Annotated in this window: 11 protein-coding genes; 10 read left to right on the top strand and 1 reads right to left on the bottom strand. The window is 34.5% G+C overall.

The window, feature by feature from the left end:
* Positions 1–36 precede the first annotated feature (36 nt).
* From DU53_RS11490 to DU53_RS11445, 10 genes are all read left to right on the top strand, one after another.
* Complete coding sequence (locus tag DU53_RS11490; RefSeq protein ID WP_369816086.1) at positions 37–774, top strand: polysialyltransferase family glycosyltransferase; 738 nt, start codon at positions 37–39, stop codon at positions 772–774.
* A 145-nt stretch (positions 775–919) separates the two neighbouring features.
* Entirely contained in the window at positions 920–1,828 is a 909-nt protein-coding gene (locus DU53_RS11485; protein ID WP_161484797.1) for an EpsG family protein, read from the top strand.
* 403 nt (positions 1,829–2,231) lie between these two features.
* Complete coding sequence (locus DU53_RS11480) at positions 2,232–3,203, top strand: NAD-dependent 4,6-dehydratase LegB (protein WP_063728778.1); 972 nt, start codon at positions 2,232–2,234, stop codon at positions 3,201–3,203.
* 9 nt (positions 3,204–3,212) lie between these two features.
* Entirely contained in the window at positions 3,213–4,313 is a 1,101-nt protein-coding gene (locus DU53_RS11475; RefSeq protein WP_063728776.1) for a LegC family aminotransferase, read from the top strand.
* Positions 4,297–4,950, top strand: a complete 654-nt coding sequence (locus DU53_RS11470) for an acetyltransferase (RefSeq protein WP_063728773.1) — start codon at positions 4,297–4,299, stop codon at positions 4,948–4,950. The genes DU53_RS11475 and DU53_RS11470 overlap by 17 nt, the downstream gene beginning before the upstream one ends.
* Entirely contained in the window at positions 4,947–6,134 is a 1,188-nt protein-coding gene (gene neuC, locus DU53_RS11465) for a UDP-N-acetylglucosamine 2-epimerase (protein ID WP_063728762.1), read from the top strand. The genes DU53_RS11470 and neuC overlap by 4 nt, the downstream gene beginning before the upstream one ends.
* Positions 6,131–7,168, top strand: a complete 1,038-nt coding sequence (neuB, locus tag DU53_RS11460) for an N-acetylneuraminate synthase (protein ID WP_063728760.1) — start codon at positions 6,131–6,133, stop codon at positions 7,166–7,168. The genes neuC and neuB overlap by 4 nt, the downstream gene beginning before the upstream one ends.
* The gene (locus DU53_RS11455) at positions 7,161–7,865 is read left to right on the top strand and encodes a cytidylyltransferase domain-containing protein (RefSeq protein ID WP_063728759.1); all 705 of its coding nucleotides are present in this window, start codon (positions 7,161–7,163) and stop codon (positions 7,863–7,865) included. Before neuB ends, DU53_RS11455 begins: the two co-directional genes overlap by 8 nt.
* Positions 7,852–8,895 carry a nucleotidyltransferase family protein gene (locus tag DU53_RS11450; protein WP_063728756.1) on the top strand — a complete coding sequence of 348 codons (1,044 nt, stop codon included), beginning with the start codon at positions 7,852–7,854 and terminating at the stop codon, positions 8,893–8,895. The genes DU53_RS11455 and DU53_RS11450 overlap by 14 nt, the downstream gene beginning before the upstream one ends.
* Positions 8,896–8,950: 55 nt before the next feature.
* Complete coding sequence (locus DU53_RS11445) at positions 8,951–10,324, top strand: oligosaccharide flippase family protein (protein WP_063728753.1); 1,374 nt, start codon at positions 8,951–8,953, stop codon at positions 10,322–10,324.
* Positions 10,325–10,736: 412 nt separating this feature from the next.
* Here DU53_RS11445 and DU53_RS11440 read toward each other — a convergent pair whose 3' ends face one another.
* Positions 10,737–12,347: a hypothetical protein gene (locus DU53_RS11440; RefSeq protein WP_161484796.1), complete on the bottom strand. Its 1,611-nt coding sequence runs from the start codon at positions 12,345–12,347 to the stop codon at positions 10,737–10,739.
* Positions 12,348–12,774: the final 427 nt, after the last annotated feature.

The raw sequence follows: 12,774 nt of genomic DNA, 5'->3' as shown, positions 1-12,774 counted from the left end.
CGGAACATTTACCTTTAAAACTTTTAACTTAAATGAATATATATATATTATAATGATTCATCCTTTCTGTTTTATTATTTATATAATCATTTCTCTGAATTCTCTTTAATTGAAGATGGTTTAAGGATTTACGATAAACTTGACTTTTCCTTGTTCAGAAATATTCTTTTTTTTGTATTTAGGCATCCACATATCTTAAGAGATGGTAGAAGTCCCAAAATAAAAGAAATTTATGTTCAAAGTCCTGAACTGATAAAGGACAGGAGAGCAAAAAAAACAAGGAAGCTGGACCTTAAAGCACTAATAAATAACATAACAAATGAAGACAAAAAGAACCTGATCGAATTTTATTTCCAGACTTCAACTTCATATATGAACTTCAATAAAAAGAGTGTACTAATACTTACTCAACCATTAACAAAATCCAATAATGTTCCACTACAAAAATTATTAGATTTATATAAAACGATTATATATTTTATGAAGCAAAGAAACTACAATGTTTATTTAAAACCACATCCAGTTGATGATACTCCGTATAATGCTTACTTCAAAGATATTTATATTCTCCCAAAAGACATACCAATCGAGGCTTTTAATCTATTTGAAAGGCATGACTTGTTTGACCTCGCAATCGCTTTATACTCCTCTGCTATTAATAATATTAATTTCGTCGAGAGAAGATTAAATTTGTTTTGCAACAACAATTGGCAAAAAAATTTAAAGACTGATATAAAGGAAGTTTTATATGATTATGTACGAGAAGAAATTTAATCAATATTTTTCGTTTACTGGAATGATTTTATTCGTTATTTTAATTCTATTATATATTACATACCCTTTAATAGGGTTCTTTTCAGCCTTGCTTTTACTATTATTTTCCAAGACTAATATAAAAGAATATTATATTTATTGTTTTATGATTGCCTTAGGGATGGGTATTGTGGCATTTTTATATGATCCTAATTATCATCCTGTTGGGGACGTAGTAATCTACTATAAGAAATATTTTGAATTTGTTGAATTTGATGTAGGAAATGTAAACCACGTTTTTGCAAGTTTCTTTTATATTTTAATATATTTTCTTAAATCATTCGGTTTAAGTCCCCAATTCATTAATTTTGTGTTCGTGTTCCTGTTCTATTATTTGTACTTCACCTCTATCATTATGATATTTGAAAATGAAAATATAGACATTAGGCTTTTAAAATATTTTATTATGCTCATATTTGTCATATATCCTGCTTTGCTTTTACTAACCAGTTCTAGAAATTTACTCTCATTTATGTTTGTTTTCCATGGTATTATAAATTTCACTTACAATAAAAAAGTTAAAGGTATTATTTGCTTTCTGATTTCTATTTCTGTTCACTTAGTTGCATTATATCCCATTTTGGTATATTTAATTTCAAACAACAAGAAAAAACGTTTACCGATTTCAAAAAGTGGTATTTTCTTATTATTTGTTTTTTTGGTTTTAGTTTTTATTTTGTTGAGAAACAATAGCTTATTTCGTTATTATCTTGAAGCAAAATCAAACACATATATTTATGGAAGGTTTAAGTATTATTCAAATATTAGAGATATTATATATTTGGTAACTATTTTAAGGAACTATTTAATAGTGCTTTGGATGTATTTATATATAAAATCTAGCGGAATATTAAAAAGAATAAAACTACTTAACTTCTCTAAAGTTTTTTCAGTAACCTCTATTTTCCTTATCTTTTATAGAAGTATTTTTTTCAGGCTCTCACATGGAATAATATTGTTTAATGTATATAATCTGATTATTTATTTTGCAAAGGTAAAAAGCAAAAAACAATAAAATGATAATGATTTTATTGCTAATTTCTATGTTCACTGCCGAGTATCATCTTTATACCTTTTTTACTTCCAGCATCTATAGGAGATAGCTTTTTCATATCTTTGATAATGAACTGGAAAGAAATACTATCTTATAGAGTCCATTTGCCATAATCGTTTCAGCCCTCTCCATACCTATTGTTGAAAACACCTGGTGTTTTAGCCCAAAATTCTGCTGTGTTTTAAGAACAAAATTTCTCTGTCCTCTCTGGTTTGTATATGGTTGTCATTTACACTATTGCTTTGGGGTATGATGAAATTAAAGTGGAATAAAAATTGGTGTTCATACTCATAATGGAGAATGGTACGATACTGAAAGAATAGAAGACTATATGGCTCTGAACGAAAAGGGGGGAAATAGATAAGTGAAAGCTTTAGTCACCGGCGCAGCAGGTTTTATAGGCTCACACTTAGTTGAATATTTAGTATCAAAAGGAATCGAGGTTAGAGCATTTGTCCGATATAATTCCAGGAATAACTGGGGATGGCTGGAAGAATCGTCTGTAAAAGAAAAGATAGAAGTTTATACAGGTGATATCAGAGATTGTGACAGTGTAAAAGATGCGGTGAAGGGTGTAGATGTAGTTTTTCATCTCGCCGCTTTAATAGGTATTCCATATTCGTATGTTTCTCCATTAGCTTATATAAAAACAAATGTTGAAGGAACTTATAACGTTCTTCAAGCAGCGAGAGAGTTGCATATTCAAAGAGTGGTTCACACTTCCACAAGTGAGGTTTATGGTACAGCACAATACGTTCCAATAGACGAAAAACATCCAATAAACCCTCAATCGCCCTACGCCGCAACAAAATCCGGAGCAGATCAGCTTGCAGTCACATTCTATAGATCATTTGGTTTACCCGTATCTGTTATAAGGCCATTCAATACCTTTGGGCCAAGGCAGTCAGCTAGAGCAGTTATCCCCACAATCATTACACAAATACTAGCTGGAAAGAAAAAAATAAATCTTGGTAATCTTGATACAACAAGGGATATGAACTATGTACTAAACACAGTGGAAGGCTTCTGGCAAGTAGGACTTCATGATAACAGCGTTGGAGAAGTAATAAATCTTGGAAGTGGAAGAGAAATTTCGATTGGAGATCTTGCAAATCTAATTGCAGATCTTATTGGTGAAAAAATCGAAATAGAAGTTGACCAGCAAAGGATTCGGCCTGAAAAAAGTGAGGTTGAAAGGCTTTTGTGTGATTCAACTAAAGCCAGAGAACTCACAGGATGGAAACCAAGATATTCTCTTGAGGAAGGTTTAAAAGCTACCATTGGTTGGTTAAAAGAACACATGCAATATTACAAACCCGATATTTACAATGTGTAGGTGGATGGCATGGAAATATTCCTTGATGCACCAAACCTTGGGAATTTGGAAAAAGAATATATTCTAAATTGTATAGATTCAACTTACGTTTCTACTGCTGGACCTTTTGTTCCTGAATTTGAAGAAAAATTTGCTACTTATATTGGAACGAAAAAGGCAGTTTCTACGCAAAGCGGCACAGCCGCTTTGCATATGGCTTTATACGAACTCGGAATAGGATCAGGAGACGAAGTGATAGTACCCGTAATTACCTTCATTGCTACGGTAAATCCTGTTATATATGTTGGTGCAACCCCAGTGTTTGTAGATATTGATCCAAAGACCTGGAATATGGATCCAGAAAAAGTCGAACAGGCAATAACACCAAAGACCAAAGCGATAATTCCCGTACATTTGTACGGCAATCCCTGTGATATGGATGCTCTTATGGACATATCCAATCGGTACGGAATTCCTATAATAGAAGATGCTACTGAGAGTTTAGGGGCAACATACAAAGGAAGAAAGACGGGAACTTTTGGGAAATTTGGATGTTTCAGTTTCAACGGAAACAAAGTAATAACTACCGGTGGTGGTGGAATGATCACTACCGACGATGAAAAAGCCGCAGAGCACATTAAATTTCTGGTAAATCAAGCCAGAGATGCGAGTAAAGGGTATTACCACCCAGAAATCGGATTCAATTACAGGATGACAAACCTTGAAGCTTCTCTCGGATTAGCTCAGCTCGAAAGACTCCCGGAATTTCTTGAAAAAAAGAGAAGATTCAACAAAATCTACCGAGAAACCCTTGGAGATTGTGAATACATAAAATTTCAGGAAACTCACCCCGAAACTGAAAGTTCCTGGTGGTTAACTTCTGTGTTAATAGATCATCCTGAAAAAGATATACCCCAAATTCAAAAAGAGCTGAAGGAGAAAAGTATACCTTCAAGAAGGATATTTGTTCCTATTGTCGAATTTCCACCATATAAACAATTCAGGACAGGGAACTACAAAAACGCGTATATGATTTATGAAAAAGGACTGAATTTGCCTAGTTCTACGTTGAATACAGAAGAAATGGCTAAAAAAGTTGCGGAGGTCTTAAAAAATGTCCTCAAAAATTGATATTGTTCTTGTAGGTGGAGGCGGACACTGTAAAGTTGTTATCTCTATTCTAAACAAAATCGGGAAATACAACATAGTTGGTATTTCAGATACTAAAGAAAAGCTTGGACAAAAAATTCTTGGTATTCCTATTAAATACACAGATGATCAGCTCGAGGAATTGTTCGAAAAAGGGATAAAACACGCTTTAGTTACGCTTGGAAGTGTTGGTAATCCAGAACATAGAATTAGATTGTTCAATATGCTGAAAAGGATCGGTTTTGAATTACCAGTAGTAATCTCTCCGGATTCTGTGGTTGACGATACAGTCGATATTGGCGATGGAAGTGTAATTATGCCCGGGGTAATAATCAATGCTGACACCAAGATAGGCAAAAACTGTATCATCAATACCCGCGCTTCCATAGATCATGATTGTGTTATAGAAGACCATGTTCACATAGCCCCGGGAGTAACATTGAGTGGTTCGGTTATTATAGAAGAAGGGTCTCATATTGGAACAGGGGCATCGATCATTCAAAGTGTAAAAATAGGCAAGTTTTCAATTATCGGGGCTGGTTCTGTTGTTATAAAAGATATTAAAGATAACATCAAAGTTTTTGGAAATCCTGCGGAGATTAGGGGAAAAGAAAAATGAAGAAAAAAATATGTGTTATTACAGGTTCTAGAGCTGAGTATGGATTGTTATACCCTTTAATGAAAAAGATTCAACAAGCGGAGGAATTTGACCTCCAGATTATTGCAACTGGAATGCATTTGTCACCCGAATTTGGCTTGACTTATAGGCAGATCATTGACGATGGCTTTCAGATTGATGATACCGTTGAAATGCTTTTATCAAGTGATACCTCTATAGGCGTTTCTAAATCTGTTGGTTTGGGTATCATTAGCTTTGCAGAATCACTGAAGAAGCTAAAACCAGATATCTTAATTATTCTTGGAGACAGATTCGAAAGTTTCTCTGCGGCGGTTGTTGCTCACATTATGAAGATTCCTATTGCTCACATTCATGGCGGAGAATTGACAGCTGGAGCAATTGATGATGCTTTTCGCCATTCTATAACAAAGATGAGCTATCTTCATTTTGTGTCAACTGAAGAATATAGAAAAAGAGTTATTCAATTAGGCGAAAATCCAAATCGCGTATATAATGTGGGAGCTTTGGGACTTGACAATATAAAATCGATGCAACTTTTGAGTAAGGCTGAATTGGAGAAAAAACTTCGTTTTAAGTTTGGTCCGAAAAACTTGCTTGTAACTTTTCATCCTGTTACTTTAGATGACAATCCCTCTGAGAAACAATTTAAAGAACTTCTAAAAGCATTAGATCGATTTAAGGATGTCAAAATCTTATTTACCATGCCAAATGCCGATACAAATGGAAGGATAATAATTCAGATGATAAACAAGTATGTGGAAAATGACAAAGGGCGTTGCAAAGCCTTTGTATCAATGGGAACTCTTAAATATCTTTCTACAATAAAATATGTTGATGCAGTCGTTGGAAACTCCTCGAGCGGGATCATCGAAGTACCTTCCTTGGGGAAACCGACTGTTAATATTGGCAACAGGCAAGCAGGAAGAGTTAAAGCGGCAAGTGTAATCGATTGTTCTGCTACAACTGATAGTATAACTTCAGCTATTGAGAAGGCTTTATCTAAGGACTTTCAAGATTTCTGCAAAACAGTGAAGAACCCATATGGTGATGGGACTGCAGCTGAACAAATAGTTTCAGTACTTAAAAAAACCCTGAAGGAGCCAATAAATTTAAAGAAAGGGTTTTACGATATTCGTAGTTGGGAAGTGGGTGAGAATTTATGATTTGTCGAGATAAAGTCTTCATCATAGCTGAAGCAGGTGTGAATCATAATGGAAATATTGAGCTAGCAAAAAAGCTTATAGACGTTGCTAAAGAAGCTGGTGCAGATGCAGTAAAATTTCAAACATTTAAAGCGGAAAAGGTAATCTCAAAATACGCAGAAATGGCCACATACCAAAAAAACAATCTAAAGAAATCTATAAAACAAATTGAAATGGTGAGAAGCTTAGAATTAAAATTCAGAGATTTCATTGAACTCAAAAAGTATTGTGATGAAAAGGGTATTATTTTTCTATCATCTCCTTTTGATGAAGAAAGTGTTGACTTCCTAGATAATCTCGTACCTTATTATAAAGTGCCTTCTGGAGAGATAACAAATTATCCGTATTTGAAGCTCATCGCCTCAAAAGGCAAACCAGTTATCTTATCAACAGGGATGGCCACCCTTGGCGATGTTGAGAAAGCTTTGAACACAATCAAGCAAGTTAACCCGAAAATAGAAATTTATCTCTTACACTGTACTACCAATTACCCGTGTCCATATGATGAAGTTAATCTCAAAGCTATGTTGACTCTGAAAGAGGCTTTCAAGCTACCCGTGGGATATTCGGACCATACTCTCGGAATCGAAGTTCCGATTGCAGCTGTTGCGATAGGGGCATGTATTATTGAAAAGCATTTCACCTTGGATAAAAATCTTCCCGGCCCAGATCACAAGGCTTCATTGGAACCTCATGAGTTAAAAATGATGGTAGAATCCATTAAAAATATAGAAAAGGCTCTTGGTAATGGAATTAAGGGTCCTAATAAGAGTGAGCTTTCAATTATGAAAAATGTTCGAAAGAGCTTGGTTGCTAAAAAAACTATACGAAAAGGCACAAAGATTTCTGTGGAGGATGTCGAGATCAAACGGCCTGGAACTGGTATTTCACCTGAATTCTTAGATATTATTGATGGAAAGATTTTAACGAAAGATGTAAGGGAAGATGAACCCCTTACCTGGGAACATTTTTTCCTAGGTGATAGTAATGTTTAAAGGGAAACGTTTTTTGGCTCTTATTCCAGCAAGAGGAGGATCTAAAGGATTAAAGGATAAAAACATAAGGCTACTTAACAATAAGCCTCTTTTAGCCTATACTATTGAAGCTGCAAAAAAAAGTGGAATTTTTGACAGGATAATTGTTTCAACTGATTCTGAAAAGATTGCAGCTGTTGCTTTAAAATATGGGGCGGAAGTTCCATTCATGAGACCAAAAGAATTAGCAACCGATACTGCTAGTTCAATGGATGTACTTATCCATACAATAGAATTACTGCAGGAATCTGGAGATATATATGATTACGTTGTACTTCTTCAACCCACATCACCTTTAAGGACCTCTCAAGATATTGTAGAAGCAGCTAATCTGTTAATAGAGAAAAACGCCAATTCAGTTGTAAGTGTCTGCAAGGTTGGACACTCGCCATTGTGGTCAAACACTTTACCAGAAGACTTGTCTTTAAAAGATTTCATAAGACCTGAAATCAAGAACCTGAGAAGGCAAGATCTTCCAATTTTTTATAGGCTAAATGGTGCGATTTATATTGCTAAAGTTTCTTATATACTTGAGACGAAAGATTTCTTTGGACAAGGGAGCTATGCTTACATAATGCCTGTAAATAGATCTGTGGATATTGACACTGAATTTGATCTTGCTCTGGCGGAGGTGCTTCTCCAGCATGAAAAACAATAAACTTAAGATAACGGAAGATTTACTTATAAAAACTGACTCAAGGATAATTGACGCAATTGCTAAACTTAATTCTAATACTTTAAAAATCGTTCTTGTCATAGATGACTATGGAAAGCTTGTCGGTACTTTGACTGATGGAGATATAAGAAGGGCAATATTAAAGAATATTGATTTAAATACACAAGTAATAAATATTTGCAATAGAGAGCCGAAATATTTAACTGAACCATCAATAGAAGAGGCAAAGAAAATGATGCTAAAATACAGGGTATCACGAATCCCTGTAGTGAATACTGAGATGAAACCAATTATGCTCTTTACTCTTGAAGAGTTTTTACGAAACGATAAGGAGCATGACAATATCCCTGTAGTAATCATGGCTGGTGGTGAAGGTAAAAGGTTAAGGCCCTTAACATCTATAATTCCAAAACCTCTGATTCCTGTTAATGGCAAGCCCATGTTGGAAACAATAATAGATGAATTTTATAAATCGGGATTCAGTTTTTTTGTGATTTCAGTAAACTACAAGAAAGAGTTTATTAAGTCGTATTTTGCTGAACGTGGTAGTTTACCTTACGAAATCACCTTTATTGAAGAAGATAAACCTCTTGGTACTGCAGGTAGTCTTTCTTTGATGAGAAACCTACTTGATAACACTTTTATTGTTAGTAATTGTGATATTTTGGTCAATGTTGATTATTCATCAGTATTGAAATTCCATAAAATTCATGAAAACGATATTACCATCATTGGTGCTATTCAAGAATTGAGAGTTCCATATGGAGTTATTCGCTTAAAGAATGAGGCAGTAGAAGGAATTGACGAAAAACCTGAGTATCATTTCATTGTAAACACTGGAATATATGTTTTAGAACCAAAAATATTGCATCTTATTCCTGAAAATCAGTATTACGATATGACTGAGCTTATAAGTACTGCTCTCGAAAACAAATATAAGGTTAGTGTTTACCCTACCCATTCTGGATGGACAGACATCGGCAATTGGAACGAACTTAAAAAACTCTTGTGATGCAAAAAACTAGCATGGTCCAATTTTTATAAAATGGGGTGGCATTATAAAATTCTTGAAAAGTAGAGATACAAAAGCTGCATTTTGGTATACAATTGGTAATTTTGCTGTTAAAGGGTTTGCTTTCCTCACGTTACCTATATTCACCAGGTTATTGAGCGTCAGCGATTTTGGAAAGGTTTCGATTTATTCCACCTGGCTTGCAATTTTTTCTATTCTTATTGCTTTAGATTTAAATGCTGCTGTTGTTAGGGGAAAGTATGACTTTGGAGAAAAATACAGGAGTTATTTGAGTTCAGTCCTTTTCCTATCTTCTATTATCTTTGTCTTGTGGCTGGCGGTTTTCTTGGCTTTAAATGAAAAGTTATCAAAAGCGCTGGGATTACCTTTTTTCTTACTGGTTATCCTCCTTATCAACAGTTATTCGCAATTTGTCATTAGATTCAAGCTTGCTGAATTCACCTCAAATAGAGATTACAAAAAATATATAACTGTTTCGTTAGTAAACGTAATTTTGAATTTCACACTTTCTCTACTGTTTATTTTTCTCATCTCTGAAAAGTATATCGGAAGAATTTTTGGGATGTTTTTGTCATCTATAATAATTGCAATATCGCTATATATTTCGGTGTTAAAGAATGGTAGGGAATACGTTAACAAAGAATATTGGTCATATGCACTGAAGCTTTCAATACCTCTTATTATTCATAACCTTTCAGGAATAATTCTTGCGCAATTTGACCGTATTATGATCAACAAGTATTATAGCAGCGTGGAGACAGGAATATACAGTTTTGCATACACAATAGGTATGATAATAAACGTTATATGGGGAGCATTGAATTTAGCCTGGATCCCATGGTTTTTTGAAAACATGAAAAACGAAAATTATGAGAATATTAGAAAGAAAACGTTAGCATATATCTCTTTTTTCTCTTCTATTACCGTTTTACTTGTTTTCGTCTCGCCAGAAATAGTGAAAATAGCAGCACCAAGCGGCTATTTACCCGGATTAGGACTAGTGCCAATAATAAGTGCTTCTTATTATTTTGTGTTTTTATATAGTTTACCCGCAAATCTGGAATTTTACTTGAAGAAAACGCATATTATTTCTCTTGGAACAATTCTGGCAGGAGCAATAAATGTATTTCTCAATTATATCTTCATACCCACCTTTGGATATAGTGCTGCGGCTTTTACAACTCTCGTCTCTTACATTTTCTTATTTGCGTTTCATTACTTTAACGCACGAATCTTGTTTAAGAAAAATCTCTTTCCACTACGTCATTTCTTATATGGAATGCTGATCATCTTTGGATCCATAATAGCCTTTTATGTATTTATATCAAACCCATTTATCAGGTATTCTATTATTTTAATTAGTACACTCACCACTCTGAGGTTTTTGAAAAAGAATGTGCTTGATTGATCCCAATAACAGGGATATGAATAACAGTAGAGTCAAGAGATGGCTCCTTTGGTTTAGGTAAGAGCTGCTTTGCAGCGGATGCGAATCCCTTCGGGATTGTTTCGAACTCCTGATAAAAATACGAGAATCCGAGAGTCCGAGAAGGCGAGAAGGCGAAAGAACTGCTTCGCGGTTGACATGCGCCTTCGGCGGAAAGAGCAGAAGAGCGAGATTGGATGTTGGGAAAAAATAGGGAAAAAATAGGGACAGACACCAATATTTACCTATCGGACGCTGAGAATCGCCGCTGGCGATTGATGCTGGGAGTTGCCTGACAACAATTGTTACTAACAGCCAAAAACTAAGGTTTACCATAAGCAGCAGGTCAATTTTTATGGCCCTGCTGGTTCAAGACTCCATGCCTTACTTTTGTTTATGAAGAAGATTTTTCGATGGTTCCAATCTTTTCATTAATGTACTCGTACCAAAGAACGTTTTTAGTATTTTTACCATCAGAATCACATTTAATACATCTGTTGTCATCTATAGGAAATACTAATAAATGATCGTGATATTTGGATTCAAGTCTGAGTTTTGTAGAATAATTATCTATAACAGAGCTGCTTTCAAAATCCCCTGTCGGATGATAATCTAGAATCACAATAGTTTTTCCGTCATCAATTATTAGCTTTCTGAGGATTCCATTAATGTGACCATCATCTTGATTGAATCCAAACCCTATTACCAAGATAAAATCAGACTCTTTCAATTTATCATAAAAATCAACATATCTCCGTGAAACATCTACAGAAGTCAAAGGTTTTATACCACTCTGTACAAAAATGAACGGTACCAAAATATGATTACTGTTCTCAACTTCTTTTGATGGAATTACTTTGTTTAAATAAGGATCATAAAATTCATCAAGACTACCGTTCAAATAAATGATGTCCTCACTTGCAATTATTTTTTCTATTAAATCAGTATAATTCGTTGTTCCTATACATTTAATGTCGAAGTAATTTTTCACCGAACCTAAGTCGTGATAAAAACCTTCAAACTGGCTTAGACTTTTTTTATATATTTCTTCAAGTTGTTGTTCCATATAATCACGAACTTTTTGCAGGAAGATTGCCATGCTACAGAATTTACCCCAATTATCCTTAGGACAATACAAATATCTAAAGTTTTTATCAATAAGTGCTTGATAATCAAATACTTCAGAAACTAGATCTTCAACTATCCTGAATGCAAAATATTCGATAGCACTTTCATTTGAGTTAGAGCTTGGCTCTTTTAAAGGTTTTTCTAGGAGAAATTTAAGACCATCAAAACCTATTTTCGAATATCGCAAATCAAATACCCCGCCTATTTCATCGAATAAATCAATTCCACTTGGTTTCTTCTTAAAAATTGTGTCGTTTAAATTCTGAATGAATTCTTTCCCACAAGCTCCCACCAAGAACTCTAATATTGTTCTTGTGAATAATCTTATGTTTTCAAATGATTCGTCATTCTCCTCTTTTTCTTTTATCTCCAATACTTGTAGTAAAGCTGAGAAATACTTGCTATCAAAAAGGGTGTTCCCCATTTTGAGAGATTCATTAAGCTCAAGTACTTGAGAATAAAACGTTGAACCAACACTTTCGCCAGTTATATTCTTAAATGATTGCAATATATCTAAACCCCTTTTTTCTAATTCATTCACGATTCGTTCTGCAAAAGCATCGAACTGATTAATATATTCGATCACTTTATACTTTTTGTGTTCAAGGCTAGACTGTATTAAAGAAGTGTAATGATCTTTTCGAAAAGTCTGTACCCGTTTATTACTAAAATCTCGCGGAAGCCATCTGACTGCATACCGTGATTTTTTGTTAACTTTATTCACGCGCTTTTTAAATTCGTCTTTGGCCCTCCCATTATCTCTTCTAAATATCTCAAGTGCAAACTTCCCTCCTGAAGGAAGCCCGTACGAAATTTCGGCTCCTGCCCCAAAAAGTATAGACAGCGATTTTTTAGACATGTTATCACTCCTTGTCATACAGACTTATGAAAAAATGACTCTATTATTTTTGGTTTGACTAATAAAAGAAAGAATAGTTTTTTCATACTTCTTTAGCCCTTCTCAAACAAGCCAATACTAATACCAGTACGAACCTTTATCACTCCAATATTGAATTAAAAAACAAGTATGAATACCCTCTTTGCTATGCTCTTTGAGAACTAAGATTCAAGGTGCTTTGTTCTCTATGTTGTATGTGGTCAAATAAAATTGACCCCCCAGGGCCATAGAAAATTGACCCGTTACCCCCTGGAAAAAAAGACCTTCTTGAGCGAGATAATAGAAACAATCTGCTCAAGGAGGTATACGAGGGGTGAAAAACGTGTACGAGGTCAAAGAGATTCAACGGCTCTATCAGGAATATGGTTCTATTCGTGAGGTAACAAGACTCACCGGGATATCCCGG

Source organism: Kosmotoga sp. DU53, assembly GCF_001639905.1.
Taxonomy (GTDB): domain Bacteria; phylum Thermotogota; class Thermotogae; order Petrotogales; family Kosmotogaceae; genus Kosmotoga; species Kosmotoga olearia.
Note: the sequence above shows the minus strand (reverse complement) of the source record. Positions and strands in the feature narration are given on the sequence as shown.